We start from the raw sequence: 15055 nt of genomic DNA, 5'->3' as shown, positions 1-15055 counted from the left end.
GCGTGGCCATGGCGGCTTGACAAAGATATTTGCCACGTCGGCAAATGGAGGGATGAGCGACGAGGCCGAACTCACGGATGTGCTGACCGCCGTCGGACCGCGGCTGCGGGCACTGCGCAAGGCGCGGGGCGCCACGCTGGCCCGGCTGAGCGAGGAGACGGGGATCTCCCTGAGCACGCTCTCGCGGCTGGAGGCCGGGCAGCGCGAGCCGACCCTGAAGCTCCTGCTGCCGCTGGCCAAGGCGTACGGCGTACCGCTGGACGAGCTGGTCGGCGCGCCCCAGACGGGCGACCCGCGCATCCACCCCAGGCCGTTCATGCGCCACGGCAACACCTGGGTCCCGCTGACCCGCTACCTCGGCGGCATGCATGCCTACAAGCAGGTCATGCCGGTCGCCAAGCACGGCACCCGGCAGGCCGCGCGCCCCGAGCAGGGCACGCACGAGGGCCACGAGTGGCTTTATGTCCTCTCCGGCCGCCTGCTGCTGGCCCTGGGCGAGCACGACCTCGTGCTCACCGCGGGCGAAGCCGCCGAGTTCGACACCCGCACCCCGCACGGCCTCGCCAACGCCGGTGACATCCCCGTGGAATTCCTCGCCCTGTACGGGGCTCAGGGCGAGCGCATGCACCTTCGCGTCCGGCCGGGTGGTGACGGCGAGGGCGAGGGGGCCTAGCGGACGGGGTCAGGCGGTGCGCAGCGCCGGGTCGCTGGTGCCCGGCTCGCCGGTCTCCACGTGCCCGGCGAACCGGCGCAGGTAGGCGCTGTCGCTGTCGGACCGTACGCGCAGGTCGTACCAGCGCTTGCTGTGGCCGAGGTCGACCCAGCGGCTCTGACGGCCGCCCGGCGCAATGGTGATCTTGGTGCTCTTGCCGCCGTAGGCGTTGGTGATCGTGATGTCGCAGGAGTTCTCGGCGGGGTTGGTGAAGGTGAGCTTGAGGCGGCCGCTGTCCCGGTCGTGGTGGGCGGTGACCTCCGGGCTCGCGGTCGCGGCGGTGCCCTCGTAGGTGCGCAGGTAGCCGCCTGGGCCGTGCACGGTCAGTTCGTACGTCCCCTCGGAGGGGCCGGTGCTCCAGGTGTCGGAGATCTTCTTGCCGGACTCGGCGGTGTAGGTCCAGGGCCCGTCGTCGCGGTTGCCGGAGGTGACCAGGAAGCAGGCGCCGGTCTCGTCACCCGGGGTGAAGGTGAGCTCGATGCTCTCCTTGGAGGGCTTGACGGCCGCGGTGACCAGGGGAGCGTAGGGCAGGGGCCGGGTGGGCCTTGCGCTCTTCTCCTGCTTGGGCAGGGCCGGGGCGGCCGGCGGGGAGTGGGTGTAGCTGTCGTGCCGCTCCTGGTCCGGCGGCTCATAGCCGTCGGTGCTCGGCAGGGACGCGGGCTTGGTGTGCTTGAGGCTGAAGTCGAAGGCGGAGGTGAGATCGCCGCAGATGGCGCGGCGCCAGGGGGAGATGTGTGGTTCGTGGACGCCGAAGCGGCGCTCCATGAACTGGATGACCGAGGTGTGGTCGAAGACCTCGGAGCAGACGTAGCCGCCGGTGGACCACGGGGAGACGACGAGCGTGGGCACCCGCATGCCGAGCCCGTAGGGGCCCGCGCTGTAGTCGCTGTCGCCGGGGAAGACGTCGAGCTCGGTCTCGACGGTGGACGCGCCCCAGGAGGGGTCGGCCGGCGGGTAGGGCGGCGGCACGTGGTCGAAGTAGCCGTCGTTCTCGTCGTAAGTGATGAACAGGGCGGTCTTGCTCCACACCTCGGGGTCGGACGTCAGCGCGTCCAGGACCTGGGAGATGTACCAGGCGCCGTAATTCGCGGGCCAGTTGGGATGCTCGCTGAATGCTTCGGGAGCGGCGATCCAGGATATCTTCGGGAGTTTCCCGGCCTTCACGTCCGCCCGGAGGTCGTCGAGAAGATCGCCGCCTTCCTTGACGTTCGTTCCCTTGCACGCCTTTTCGTAAAGGGCGTCGCCGGGCTTGGCGTCGCGGAACTTGTTGAAGAACATCAGCGAGTTGTCGGCGTAGTTCCCGCGGTAGGCGTCCTCCAGACAGCCCCACAGCCCGTCCTCGGTGAGTCCGTCGCCGATGTCCTGGTAGATCTTCCACGACACCCCGGCCTTCTCCAGGCGCTCGGGATAGGTGGTCCAGTCGTAGCCGACCTCTTCGTTGCCGAGGACCGGTCCGCCGCCCTTGCCGTCATTGCCGCAGTGCCCGGAGTAGAGGTAATAGCGGTTGGGGTCGGTCGCTCCCATGAAGGACGAATGATAGGAGTCGCAGACCGTGAAGGCGTCGGCCAGCGCGTAGTGGAACGGTATGTCGTCCCTGGTCAGATGGGCCATCGAGCCCGATGTCTTGGCCGCTGTCCAGTCGTCGTACTTGCCCTTGTTCCATGCCTGGTGTCCGGTTTCCCAGTCGTGGCTCAACCCGGCGATGAACTGCATTCCCAGGTCGTCGGCGTCCGGGTGGTAGGGCAGGACCTCCTCGCCGTCGCCGGACTGGTGCCACACGGACTTGCCGCTCTCCAGGACCATCGGCCGGGGATCACCGAATCCGCGGACGCCGTTGAGCGTGCCGAAGTAGTGGTCGAAGGAGCGGTTCTCCTGCATGAGCACCACGATGTGCTCGACGTCGTCGATCGACCCCGAGCGGGCGGAGGCGGGAATGTCGACGGCACGCATGATGCTGGCGGACAGAGCCGCGACGCCGGCGGTGCCACCCGCTGCCTGGAGGAAGCGTCGGCGGTTGAATGCGGGCATGGAGCTGAACCTCTGAACTGTGGGGGATAGAGGGCCGGTCACCGTAGACCGGCCCGCCCTCAAGACGTCAAATAGTGAGAAGAAAAGGTGAAGGACCGGGGATATTTCACCTCCGGACGCAACGGGGCGGTCCTTCGGGACATCGCCCGGTCGGTGAGACCCTGTGGCTGGCTCCTCGTGAGAGGGCGAGCACCGAACCGGAGGATCAGCAGGCCATGCCAGAAGCAGTCGACGCCCCCGTCATCCTGAGCAACGCACCCGGCTCCTTCCCCCGGAGCGTGCTCGCCGAGCGGCACCCGGCCCTCATCAAGAAGGTGCGCGACGCCTTCCCCTACGGCCCGCGACAGCATCGCGCCCTCGACGCCCTGCTGACACAGGCCACGCAGGGCGTGATCGAACCGCTGGGGCCCGAGGCGCACGACCGCGACCTGTGGGATGCCTGGGGGAGCAAGTGCTTCGGTCTGTCCTGGTTCGACGTCCCCTTCCTGTGGTCCGAGAGCTACTTCTACCGCCAACTGCTGACCGCCGTCGGGTACTTCGAGGACGGCCCCTGGCAGGGCATCGACCCGTTCCGTCCGTTCAAGCAGGCCGAACTGCACACCGGGGAGGCCGACGCGGAACTGGCCGCGCTCGATGCGCTGGCCCCGCGGCCCCTCGACGAGCAGCGTCAGGCGCTGCTCCTGGGCTCGCTGTGGGGCAACCGCGCGGACCTGGGGTTCGCCGTGGGGGGTGGCGCGGCCGGGGCCGCCGACTCAAAGCTCGTCGCCGACGACTCCGCGCTGCTGTGGTCCCTGCTGCCCGAGGGCGGCGCGGGCACGCTGTGCCTGGTCGCGGACAACGCCGGACGCGAGCTCCTGCCCGACCTGATCCTCGTCGACCACCTGCTGCGGCATCGGCGCGCCGAGCGGGTCGTGGTGCACGTCAAGCCCTACCCGTACTACGTCTCGGACGCCATGACCGCCGACGTGATCGACTGCCTGCGCCACCTGACCGGCGCGCGGGGCGTCGCCGCGGAGGTGGGCGAGCGCCTGTGGTCGGCCATGGGCGCGGGACGGCTCACCGTCCGCAGCCACACCTTCTCCTGCGCCCCGCTGCCGTACGCGGACATGCCCGACGACCTCCGCCAGGAGTTCGCCGATGCCGACGTGACCGTCCTGAAGGGCGACCTGAACTACCGGCGCCTGGTCGGTGACCGGCTGTGGCCCGCCACCACACCGTTCGCGGAGCGCACCGCGTACTTCCCCGGCCCGGTGGCCGCCCTGCGGACACTGAAGTCCGACGTGATCGTCGGCCTCGACGCGCGGACCGAGGCGGCGCTGACCGCCGAGCACGGCCAGGGGTGGCGCACCAGCGGCACCCACGCCCTGATCCAGGCGCGGCGGTGACCCGCAGGGGTGACGGGAAGCGGGGACCCGCAGAGGTGAGGTGACCTCAAAGGCTTTGCCTTTCCCCCTCGCGGTCGTTATCGTTCGAACGGTCCTGTTGTCTCCGATAGAGGTGGACGTTGCGCATCTGAGGTTCGCGAACATCGCGCCGTACGGCACTCGCCGTACGCCCGTCACGCCGCCGCCGGCCCTGCCGTGTCGCCCGTGACCCCGCGTGGATGCGACCTCGGTGCATGAGCCGTCCCTCGATCTACGGGACCGCCACACCTCCCTCTTTCCCGGTCGGTCGCCGCGTGGTGCTCGCATACGACGCCCCCTGCCCGCCGCGCCTGCGACTGCGAGATTCCCATGTCTGTACCCACCACGCCCAGCGCCTCCCTGACCGCCTCCGCCCTGTCGTTCCAGTGGCCGGACGGCACGAGCGTCTTCGACGGGCTCTCCCTGAGCATCGGCCGGGGCCGCACCGGCCTCGTCGGCACCAACGGCACGGGCAAGTCCACCCTGCTGCGGCTGCTGGCCGGTCAACTGCGTCCCTCCCAGGGGTCGGTGACCGTCGGCGGCAGCCTCGCCTACCTGCCGCAGAACATCACCCTCGACACGACCCTGCGCGTCGACCAGGCTCTTGGCATCGCCGAGCGGCGTGACGCGCTGCGCTCCATCGAGACCGGTGACGTACGCGAGGAGCACTTCGAGACGGTCGGCGACGACTGGGACGTCGAGGAACGGGCCCTGGCCACCCTGGGGTCACTCGGGCTCGGCGACGTCGAACTCGACCGCACCGTCGGCCAGTTGTCCGGCGGGGAGACCGTCCTGCTGCGCCTTGCCGCGCTGCTCCTGGAGCGCCCGGACGTCCTCCTGCTCGACGAGCCGACCAACAACCTCGACCTGTTCGCGCGCCGCCGGCTCTACGAGGCAGTGGACTCCTGGCGCACCGGTGTCCTGGTCGTGGTCAGCCACGATCTCGACCTGCTCGAACGCGTGGACCGCATCGCCGAACTGCGCTCCGGGTCGGTGAGTTGGTACGGCGGCGGCTGGTCCGCCTACGAGGAGGCGCTGGCCACCGAGCAGGAAGCGGCCGGGCGGATGCTGCGGTCCGCCGAGGCCGACGTACGCCGCCAGAAGCGCGAACTGGAGGAGACCCAGATCAAGGTGGCCCGCCGCCAGCGGCACAGCAAGAAGATGGACGCCCAGCGGCGCGCCCCGCGCATCGTCGCAGGCGAGAAGAAGCGCTCCGCCCAGGAGTCGGGGGACAAGCTGCGGGGCCTGCACGAGGAGCGGCTCAGCGAGGCACGCGAGCGGCGTGAGGAGGCCGCGGACGCGATCCGCAACGACGCCGAGATCCGCGTCAGCCTGCCGCACACCGCTGTACCGGCGGGCCGCACGGTGCTGACCGTGCGCGAACTGCGGCCCCAGTACGGCAAGTTGCGGGAGGGCAGCCTTCAGGTGCGGGGGCCCGAACGCATCGCCCTCGTCGGGCGCAACGGCGCCGGCAAGACGACGCTGCTGCGCACCCTCACGGGGGAGTTGGCCCCGCTGTCCGGCGAGGCCAACACGTCCGTGCCGTTGCGGTTCCTGCCGCAGCGCCTTGACGTCCTGGACGACGGGTTGAGCGTCGCGGCGAACGTGTCCCGGCTGGCTCCCGGGCTCACCGACAACCACATCCGCTCCCAGCTGGCACGCTTCCTGTTCAAGGGGGCGCGCGCCGAACAGCTGGCGGGCACCCTCTCGGGCGGCGAGCGCTTCCGCGCGGCGCTCGCGGCGATGATGCTCGCCGCCCCGGCACCGCAGCTCCTGATGCTGGACGAGCCGACCAACAACCTCGACCTGGCCAGCGTGCGCCAACTGACCGGCGCACTCGCGTCGTACGAGGGAGCGCTTCTGATCGCCAGCCACGACCTGACCTTCCTGGAGTCGGTCGGCGTCACCCGCTGGGTGCTGGTCGCGGAGGAGCTCCAGGAGACATCCGCGGAGGAGGTCCGCGACGTCCTCGCGGCGCCGCACGGGGACCGGCAGGACCCGGGCGCCTGAGCTGCCCCGCAGGGGCAGTTAACCGGCCTCTTCGCTCAGTGGCCGGAGTCTGCAGGCCGTGACGGCCGCGGAGACGAGTGGGAGGTCCAAGTGCCGTGCCACCAGGACGAGATGGTCCCGCTCCTGTTCTTCGGGGACCCTGCCGCCGGGCATGGCCCTCAGGCGCGCGTGGTCCGGCAGCGGCGGCCGACCCTGGCCGCGCGCGTGCGCCGCGTGCAGCACGACGGCGGCTGCCTGGGCCGCGACCAGGTCGAAGTCCGCGGGCAGGTCGGCCTCCTGGTCGGCCAGGTCGGCCACCGCCTGGGCCGGTGCGCCGCTCCACCACGGGCTCAGGACACGCTCGCCCTCGCGGATCTCGGCCAGCCGACGCAGCAGCTCCACCCGCCAGTTGCGCCACCAGAACAGCGGCTGCGGGGCGAGGACGAGCTGTCCGTCGTCCTCGCCGTGGAGTGTCGCCACCTTCCACAGCCGTTCCATCGTCCGGCAGTCGCGGCGCTCCGCGCGCCGGGAGCTGAACACCAGCCGGGCCAGCGCGAAACTGGCGGCCACGCCGCTGGCGATGGTGGCGAGCCAAGCCCCCTCGGCGAGGAAGTCGAGTCGGTGGTCGCCCGTGCCGACGGCGGAGATCACCGCGGTCAGGGTCAGGGCGATGTTGGCGATGTCCAGGGCCACGGCGGTGGCGAACGCCGTCAGGCTCTTCTGCAGGGCCAGGTCGAGGTCGGGGCGCCCCGGCATGACGACGCCGCGGCACTGCCGCATGGTGACCAGCGCGGTGGCGACGATGCCGGCCGAGTAGACGACCTGGAAGGCGACGACCTGCCAGGTGTCGGCGTAGGCCGCGGCGTAGCGCAGGGGGCGTGCGGGGCCCTGCACGTCGGCCCAGGCGTAGAGGACGGCCATCAGGAGGATGGCGCTGCCGTACACCGGCGCCCAGGTCGCGATGGTGCGCCGCAGGACGGCCGGCTCCTTGCGCGCCGGGTGCCAGAGCTGGGTCATCAGATGGGCGTGGCCCAGGCACAGCAGGGTGGCGGAGTTGACGACGAGCGCCGCGATGTTGGGGGAGCCCGTGGCCGCTCCCACGGCCCGGTAGACGTCGGGCGTGCAGAGCAGGAAGATCACGCCGCAGTGGATCAGGACCGAGGCCGTCAGCTTGAGGGTGAGGTCCGGATTGCCCCGGGCGGCCTGCGCCTTGGCCACCCCCAGGGTCAGGGCGAAGGCGGCGATCGCCAGATTGACCGTGGTGAGGATCAGGTGCCACATCAGTGGAACCGCCGGTTGGCGAAGGCGGACGTGAGTGACCCCGCGCCCTTCTTGCCGGTCAGCTGGAGCGCCGCGACCGTCCCGAACGCCTCCGCGCGCCACTCCGCCTTGCGCTCGAACGTCGTACGGAAGAAGACGGGGCCGCTGAGCACTTCGTCGGCCAACCCCGGTGGCAGGGAGGACAGTTCGCTCTCCAGTGCGTCGGAGCCCTGGAAGTGGTGCCCGCTGACGCAGTCGTCCTCCTCGCCCTCGAGCAGATGGAAGAGCTCGTGGCCCAGGATGAAACGCTGGTGGTGCGGGCTGGTGTTGGTGGTGATGACGATGCGGTCCCCGTCCTTGCCCGGCAGGCACATGCCCGTCGCCTGTGGGCTCAGCGAGCGCTGGACGATCTCGATGGGACGGCCGCGCTTCTTCCCGACGGCCTCGACCAGGTCCATCAGTCCGGCGTCGGGTTCCAGTCCGAGTTCCTTGTAGATGAGGCGGGCGGCGCGCCGCTCTTCCATGCTCCAGGCGAGGCGTTTGCTCAGGGCCGTCGAGACCCGGCCGGGGATCAGGCGGCTGGGGCCGGTGCGGTGCCCGGGTTCGGGGGTGCCGGTGGAATGCATGGGGTCAGCCCTCCCAAGGCGCGTCCCGCGCTGGGTGTCGGCTGCCCAGCGTGCGACGGTCATCCGGAGAGACATGGCACTGAAGGATGCGGGCGTCGCCCGCGTTCACGCTCCCCGTTCGTGACAGGCAGTCTCCGCTGGCCTGCGCTGGGACACTATCAGCCCCTCTTTCGGTTCCTCAGGAGGACCGGCAGGGCCCCGGCGGCGTTGGACGAGTAGGACGCCACCGGCTCGGGCTCGCCGACGAGTTCGACGTCGAACCGGCCGTGCAGGGACCGCAGAGCGGTCGTGCCCATCATCTTCGCCAGCGGAGCACCGATGCAGTAGTGGACGCCGTGGGAGAACCCGAGATGGGAGGCGGCGGCCTGACGCAGGATGTCGAACTCCTCGGCTGTCGGGCCGAAATGGCGCGCGTCGCGGCCGGTGGCGGCGACATGGATCACCACGGCATCCCCGGCCTTGATCTCCGTGCCGGAGAGGGTCACGTCCTTGGCGGCGTAGTAGAACATCACCGTGCGGACCGGGCTGTCGCGGCGCAGCGTCTCGTCCACCACGGCCGACCATGCGTCCGACTCGCGTGCCAGGGCGAGCTGTTGGGGATGGCCGGCCAGGTTCACCACCGCGTTCCCGATGAGGTTGGCGGTGGTCTCGTGCCCCGCGAAGAGGAACAGGAGCAGGGTCTCCATCAACTCCTTCTCGCTGAGGCTGCCTTGCCCGTCACCCTGGGCGGCGATCAGCGCCGAGGTCAGATCGTCGCCCGGCGCGGCGGTCTTCTCCGCGATCAGCTCACCGATCACGGAGACGAGGCCTGCCTTGGCCGCCGGCGCCTCCTGGGCGCGGCCCTCGTCGTGCAGCGCCGCGAAGTTGTCGGCGAGCTGCTCGCTCTTGTCCAGACCGAGCCCGAACAGACGGCAGATGATGGCCATGGGCAGCGGGAGGGCGAAGGCCTGCCGCAGGTCGACGGGGCCGGACGCGGCCGCCAGGCCGTCGATCAGACCCTGGACGATCTCCTCGACGCGCGGTCGCAGTGCCTCGATCCGGCGCGGCGTGAAGGCCTTGCCCACCAGTTTGCGCAGCCGGGTGTGGTCCTCGCCGTCCGCGTTCAGCATGCCCGCGAGGGTGATGAGCTCCAACAGGGGCCACCTGTCGGGCACTTCACCGTCGGTGTACGCCCGCCAGTGCGCCGGGTTCTTGCGGAAGTCCGGGTGGGTGAGGACCTCGCGTGCGGTGGCGTGGTCCCCGGTGGCCCACACCTCCACGTCGCCGGTCAGCCGCACCCGTACGACGGCGCCCTGGTCCCGCAGGCCGCGTCCCTCGGCCACGACGAGGTCGCGCGGGTCGAGCAAGGTCACTTGAGGTGGCGTCAGGTCAAGCATGCTGAGGAACCTCCGAGGCCGAGACTGAGCGAGCGGTCGGGGTGAAGCGGACGGGCAGGGCCTCCAGGGCGCGCACGATGACCGACGGGCGCCACGTCAGGGACGCGCCGTCGGCGAGGCGGACGTCGGGCAGCCGTTGCAGCAGGCAGTCGACCGCCGTCACCGCGATCGCCTCCGCCAGGTCGGGGAACGGGCACTCGTGTTCCCCCGCGCCGTAGGGGAGGTTGGCCTCGCTGTGGGCGGCCGTCGCGGCGCGCTCGGCGTCCGATCCCATGCACGGGTCCTGATTGACGGCGGCCAGGTCGAGTACGAGCATGTCGCCGGCCGCGATGTCCTGCTCTCCCAGGCGGGTGTCCCGCGTGGCCCAGCGGCCGATGACGCGCTGGAGGGGAGGCTGCTCCCACAGCGTGGCCCGCATGACGCCCTCGATGTCGGCGAGGCCGTGGTTCATGTCGTTGCGCAGCTGCGCGCTGTTGACCTGCCGCTCGAGACCGTTCGAGATCCAGTTGCCCATGGCGCCCATGGCGGAGGCCAGCGTGAGCCACACCTGTTCGCGGATCTCGTCGTTGCTGCGGGCGATCTCCGCCGCGCTCCGGGCGGTGTCCTCTTCGATGAGCCAGGCGATCGCGTCGGCGCCGAGCTCGCGCCGCCGGTGGGCGATGTGGCTCTCGATGACGTCCATGATCTGCTGGTTGGCCCGCTGCGCCGCGTCGCCGCCGTCGAGCAGTGCGGGCAGGGCCGTCACCAGCCGCAGCGCCGAGCGCTCCGAGAAGCCGAAGATCCGCATCAGGACCATGAGGGGCAGCTGCGCGGCGTAGTGGGCGACGAGGTCCGCGCCGCCGGTCTCACAGAACTCGTCGATCAGGCGGTTCGCGCGGTCGCGGGTGTAGCGGCGCACGGTCCCCGGCCGGGTGCGGCCCAGGCTGCGGGTGAGGGCCCCGCGCAGCCGCGTGTGTTCCTCGCCCGTGGCGAACAGGGCGTTGGGGCGCTCCTGCGTGTGCAGCGCCAGCGACCAGTCGGCGGGTATCGGGCCGCGCGGCCGCCAGTGCCGCGGACTGCGGCTGTAGAGCACCCCCTCGCGCATCACCCGCTTCGTCGCGTCGAAGCCGATGACCAGCCAGCCGAACACGCCGTCCAGGGTGACGGGGACGACGGGGCCGTGCTCGGCCCGCATCTGGCGGTACAACTCCCTCGGGTCCGGGTGCGCGTCGATCTCCGCCAGCGGAAGTGCCGCGTCGTGGGCGGGGCACCCGGCGGGAGGTAAGAGCGTGCTGGCACCAGCGGGAAAATCAGGATATGAAGTCATGACACCGATCCCGTCGTCAACAAGTGGGGAATTTCGCAGCTCACGGCTGGCATGAACGGCCCGAACACGGCCCTGATCTGGCCTGTGATCTTCCTTTACCCCGCAGCGGGGTGTCAACGATTGGGGAAGCTCGCCGGTGAGGATGGTGGCGTCAGTGGCTATCCTCGAACGACCATCGTGTCCCGTGGCCCTTGGAGACCTACAGGTGAACGCAGACGCCGACCCCAGAGGAGGCGACATCGACCGCCTGCTGGCCGGTACCCGCCCGGACGCCCGTCGGGAAGACCCGGACGTCCATCGGGAGGATGCGCCCCGGGAGTACCTCCTGAGGTTCGCCATCGACCGCTTCCTGGTCGACGTCGACGCCTATGCCGCCCGGTTGGGGAAGACCCGCGGGGACCTGCTGCCTCCCCCGCACGTCTCCTACATGACGGGCATCGCCGCCGAGCGCGCCCAGGCCCTGCTCGACGGAGCGCCTCTCACCGACGAGGAACCGGCTCAGGCCAAGGAGCGGGAAGGCTTCCGCCTGGCGCTGCTCCTGCCGCGCCTGACCTTCCTCAGGGCCACCCGACTCAACCCGGCGACCCAGAAGCCGTACAAGGACGCCGACATCGCCGCCCGGACCGGCATCACGCGACAGACCGTCTGGAACATCTTCAACGGCGAGCGCAAACCGCGGCACGACATGGTCGGCACCCTGGAGACCTTCTTCCACGCCCCCCTCGGCTTCTGCTTCCGCAGTGAGGGCGAGGCGCTCACCGAGCACTTGAGGCGCATGGTCAACGAGGATCTGCCCAAGCTGGCAACGAAGGTGGCCCTCAAGCGACTTGGGGCCGACAGCCTCGCCCTGCGCAGCAACGGCGAGGTCGACGTGTTGCGGGACATCCTCCCCGCGCTCGACACGCTCGCACTCCAGGAGCGCGCGCGGCGGGCGACGCCGGAGACGCGGGACGAGTAGGCGTTCCGGCGGCCTCACGCGTCGGGCCGCGCCACCGGTGCCCCAATTGTTGACAGCCTGACGGGCATACACAAAGATCTACGTGACCCCAGGCTCGGTCGACATGCCGGGCTCGGGCCCCCTTGACCTTGCCCAGGCAGCCCGAGGAGCACCTCCGTCATGGCACTCCAGCCGGCCGAGCCCGCCGCTCCCCAGGCCGCCCAGCCTTCCGACCGCGTGGCCGTGGTCGTGGCTCCCTACGGCGACGACGGCGCGTACGCCGGCGAGTTCACCGCGCGCGGATGGCCCTGCGTCGCGATCGAGCTGGCCCCGGACGCTCTCCCGCCGGAGGTCGCGGGTTCCACGCTCAGCGGGGAGTACCGCCACCGGATCGTGCACACCGGCTCCCTGCGCGAGACCGTCAAGTTATTGGCGCCGCACCAGGTGGGTGCCGTGGTCGCCGGGAGCTCCCTGGGCGTCGACCTCGCCGACCAGTTGGCCGAGCGGCTGCGGCGCACGGGCAACGACCCCTCCAGCTCGCTGCTGCGCCACGACATCGGGCTCCAGGCCGAGACGCTTGAGGCCGCGGGCGTGGCTGCCCCGCGCGGCATCCGCACGGCGAGCCTGGCCGCCGCGCTCGACTGGGCCGCCTTCCACGACCTTCCGGAGTACGTCGTCGCCGCGGCCGATACGGCGCTCGACGCCCCCGTCTGGCGCTGCCGGTCGGGTTACGACCTCGCCGTGGCCTGGCGCGCGATGCGCCGGACCACCCACCAGCAGGGCCTCGACCCCCACTTGGTCCTCCAGGAACATCTCTCCGGCACCGTCTACGACCTCGACACCGTCACCGGGCGCGGTCCGCACGACGTGGTGGAGCACCGCGTCACCCGCATCTGGGCCGAGACCCGAACGCCCGCCGGACTGCACGACCGGTCCGACCTGGTCGATCCGCGCGGTCTCGTACCCCGGCTCCTGACCCTCTACATGCTGCGGGTCCTGGACATCCTCGGGGTGACCACCGGTGTGCTCCGCAGCCGTCTCGTGGTCGTGGACGGACAGAGCCCGGTCCTGGTGCGCGCCGAGCCCGGGCCGCCGACCGACGCCGCCGACCCCGTCCTGCGCGAAGTGACCGGAAGCAACCTCGTGCAGGACGCGGTACGGGCCGCGCTTCCCGAGTCGCCCCACGCCCCGACAGGCCCCCTGCCCCGGCCGCACGTCGCACGCGTCTCCCTGATCGCTCCGCGGGACGGAGCGCTCGACGAGGAGCTGCTGCGCGCGATCACCACACTGCCGACCGTCCGGCAGACGGTGGGCGACCTGCGCCCCGGCGCCCGCGTGCGGCGCACAGTGGGTCGGACCAGCTCCCCGGGCGAACTGATCCTGGCCGCCGGCAGCCGCAGCGAGGTGGACAGGGACCACCGGGCCATCAGGACAGCGGAGCGCCATGGCCTCTACGGGCCAGGCGCCTGAACCGTATGCCCACGGTCTCTACAGGACGCGCCTGAACCGGATCAAGTGCGGAGTGCCCGACGCACGATGCGCAGCCCGGCCGCGTCCTGCTGCTCCACGTCGCTGTCCGTCGCGAGATGGAGAGGGACGAAGAGGACCGTCCAGTAGAAGCCGAACAGCCAGCGGCCGATGAGCCGGAAGAGCCCGGGGCGTCGGCCGTCGCAGGCGCGGACCACGCGCAGCCCCGTGATCGCCTTGCCGAGGCTGGTCCGGGTCGCCAGGGTGAGCAGGACGTGGTTGACGAAGGAGACACCGACGGCCACGCCGAGCGCCAGCCCCCACACCGTGGGGGACTGCGGCCGGAGTTCGACCACTCCGTCACTCACCTTCACCCCGACCGCGGCGCCGGCCGCGAGCCCGCAGACCAGAGCGGCGAGCGCGTCGACGACCGCCGCGGTGACCCGGCGCACCTGAGTGGGGGCGACGTCACGGGCGGGGGCACACTGCTGGTTGACCACGGCTGCACGTTACTGGCCGGGACCGGTCGACCGCCCACGGGGTGGGCCCATCGGCGGTCACCGGGACGGGCCCGAGGGGGCGAACGCCGTGCGGCGAACGCCCCGTTGAACGGACCCGGCCCGGTGAGCTGGCTGTACGCGGCTCGGTGCGGTCAGTCGTGCAGGGCCACCAGGACGACGGCGGCCGCGACCGCGCCGAGTGCCAGTGCGGCGATGCCGTGCGTGAGCCGGTGGGTGCGCGGGACGGGCAGGAAGTGGTCGACGGCGTACCTGCCCGGGCCCGCCAGGGCCAGGCTCACGGCGGCTGTGAGCAGGACCAGGTCGTACTCGAAGCCGGCCGGGTTGAAGAAGCCGTTGCCCCACTTCATGGCAATGGTGTTGAGCATGATCCCGAGGATGCCCGCACCGGCGAGCGGGGTGAGCAGGCCGATGGCGAGGCCGAGGCCGCAGAACGTCTCGGTCAGACCGGCCACCGTGGCCATGGTCTTCGGGGCGGAGTAGCCGTCGCTCGCGAAGAACCCGGCGGTGCCGTCGAGGCCGCCGCCGTTGAACCAGCCGAAGAGCTTCTGGCTGCCGTGCACGGCCATGGTCAGACCGACCGCGCAGCGCAGCAGCAGGAGCCCGATGTCGGTGCCGGACCGCGAGGAGGCGAGCGAGGAGCCGGTGCCGCCCGGAGCGGCGGGGTGCGTGCTGGTGGAAGTGGAAAAGGGCATGCGGATCTCTCCTGTTGATCGATGAGGGTGACGCGGTGATGCCGACCGGTCCCGTCGGCGGGTGCGGGTGGAGAGATCCCGTCTACGTTCTGATGACCTGGGTTCTGTAGAGGTCGACGGACGTCGCGTCCGGGGGAGACGTTCCGGGCAGCGCGGGGGCGTCGTCCCGCGGCACGTACGACGCGGGTGCGGCCTCGAACGTGGGCGAGCTGGTCCGCTCGGGAGCGGGCAACGCCCCACGCGGTGTCCTGTTCTCGCCCTCGTGGCAGCCGCGGCCGCCGTCGCGGCCTCGGTCACGGCTGTCGGCGTACGGGCCGAAAACCGCTGCGGCGGTGGCCGCGGCGCGGTCATCGGTCACCGACGCGGCGGCGGTGCCCGACGGCCCGTCGACTCCGAGCAGGGGGACGAGGAAGAGGAAGGCCATGACGAGCAGGGCGGTGTAGGCGGCGTTGCTCTGGTGTGCCGCTCCGCCCTGGGGTCGTATCTCCCGTGTGGCCATGTCCGACTGATGGTAAGCCAGGGGCGAGGGTGTGCGCAGGAGGGGAACGAGGCAACTGACGCGACGCCTGCCGGGCGTCCTCGCTCGCCGTCACGGACGCCGTCGCGCGGTGCCGAACCGGCCGGTGCACATCAAGGCCCGGATGTCAGGGAGTTGGCGCAGGGTACTCAGGAAGGTCGAGGTTGGTTCCGGGTGCGGGCGGAGTCGACGTAAATCCCTGGTGCGTGCGCAATGCTGGT

At 71.1% G+C, this 15055-nt stretch carries 13 protein-coding genes; 5 read left to right on the top strand and 8 right to left on the bottom strand.

Features of this window, described 5'->3' with window-relative positions:
• The first annotated feature begins 52 nt into the window (after positions 1-52).
• On the top strand, positions 53-673 hold the full coding sequence (locus ACIGXX_RS34910; protein ID WP_351169349.1) for a helix-turn-helix domain-containing protein: 621 nt from the start codon (positions 53-55) through the stop codon (positions 671-673).
• A gap of 9 nt (positions 674-682) precedes the next feature.
• Here the strand turns inward: ACIGXX_RS34910 and ACIGXX_RS34905 are convergent, their stop codons facing one another.
• A complete protein-coding gene (locus ACIGXX_RS34905) occupies positions 683-2740 on the bottom strand; it encodes a phosphocholine-specific phospholipase C (RefSeq protein WP_399981805.1) in 2058 nt (685 codons plus the stop codon).
• Positions 2741-2955: 215 nt separating this feature from the next.
• Between ACIGXX_RS34905 and ACIGXX_RS34900 the strand changes: the two genes are divergently transcribed.
• Positions 2956-4125, top strand: a complete 1170-nt coding sequence (locus ACIGXX_RS34900; RefSeq protein WP_399981802.1) for a damage-control phosphatase ARMT1 family protein — start codon at positions 2956-2958, stop codon at positions 4123-4125.
• A gap of 348 nt (positions 4126-4473) precedes the next feature.
• Entirely contained in the window at positions 4474-6153 is a 1680-nt protein-coding gene (locus tag ACIGXX_RS34895) for an ABC-F family ATP-binding cassette domain-containing protein (RefSeq protein ID WP_399981799.1), read from the top strand.
• An 18-nt stretch (positions 6154-6171) separates the two neighbouring features.
• Here the strand turns inward: ACIGXX_RS34895 and ACIGXX_RS34890 are convergent, their stop codons facing one another.
• The 4 genes from ACIGXX_RS34890 to ACIGXX_RS34875 form a co-directional block, all read right to left on the bottom strand.
• Positions 6172-7413, bottom strand: a complete 1242-nt coding sequence (locus ACIGXX_RS34890) for a DUF6545 domain-containing protein (RefSeq protein ID WP_361467504.1) — start codon at positions 7411-7413, stop codon at positions 6172-6174.
• Positions 7413-8018, bottom strand: a complete 606-nt coding sequence (locus ACIGXX_RS34885; protein WP_361467507.1) for an ImmA/IrrE family metallo-endopeptidase — start codon at positions 8016-8018, stop codon at positions 7413-7415. Before ACIGXX_RS34885 ends, ACIGXX_RS34890 begins: the two co-directional genes overlap by 1 nt.
• Positions 8019-8176: 158 nt before the next feature.
• Complete coding sequence (locus ACIGXX_RS34880) at positions 8177-9394, bottom strand: cytochrome P450 (RefSeq protein WP_399981794.1); 1218 nt, start codon at positions 9392-9394, stop codon at positions 8177-8179.
• Entirely contained in the window at positions 9387-10700 is a 1314-nt protein-coding gene (locus ACIGXX_RS34875; RefSeq protein ID WP_366463550.1) for a hypothetical protein, read from the bottom strand. Before ACIGXX_RS34875 ends, ACIGXX_RS34880 begins: the two co-directional genes overlap by 8 nt.
• Before the next feature lie 205 nt (positions 10701-10905).
• Here ACIGXX_RS34875 and ACIGXX_RS34870 point away from each other — a divergent pair, with 205 nt between their 5' ends.
• Positions 10906-11658, top strand: coding sequence for a hypothetical protein (locus ACIGXX_RS34870; RefSeq protein ID WP_383825937.1), 753 nt, complete (start codon positions 10906-10908; stop codon positions 11656-11658).
• 159 nt (positions 11659-11817) lie between these two features.
• A complete protein-coding gene (locus ACIGXX_RS34865; RefSeq protein ID WP_351169322.1) occupies positions 11818-13107 on the top strand; it encodes a hypothetical protein in 1290 nt (429 codons plus the stop codon).
• A 41-nt stretch (positions 13108-13148) separates the two neighbouring features.
• Here the strand turns inward: ACIGXX_RS34865 and ACIGXX_RS34860 are convergent, their stop codons facing one another.
• From ACIGXX_RS34860 to ACIGXX_RS34850, 3 genes are all read right to left on the bottom strand, one after another.
• The gene (locus tag ACIGXX_RS34860; RefSeq protein ID WP_351169319.1) at positions 13149-13604 is read right to left on the bottom strand and encodes an RDD family protein; all 456 of its coding nucleotides are present in this window, start codon (positions 13602-13604) and stop codon (positions 13149-13151) included.
• A 152-nt stretch (positions 13605-13756) separates the two neighbouring features.
• Positions 13757-14317 (bottom strand): DoxX family protein, encoded by a 561-nt coding sequence (locus ACIGXX_RS34855; protein ID WP_351169316.1) that lies wholly within the window; start codon positions 14315-14317, stop codon positions 13757-13759.
• A gap of 82 nt (positions 14318-14399) precedes the next feature.
• Entirely contained in the window at positions 14400-14816 is a 417-nt protein-coding gene (locus tag ACIGXX_RS34850) for a hypothetical protein (RefSeq protein WP_351169313.1), read from the bottom strand.
• Positions 14817-15055 lie beyond the last annotated feature (239 nt).

This window comes from Streptomyces sp. NPDC055243 (genome assembly GCF_044544025.1).
Classification (GTDB): Bacteria; Actinomycetota; Actinomycetes; order Streptomycetales; family Streptomycetaceae; genus Streptomyces.
The sequence above is the reverse complement of the archived record's forward strand: the minus strand, read 5'-3'. Positions and strand labels throughout refer to the sequence as shown.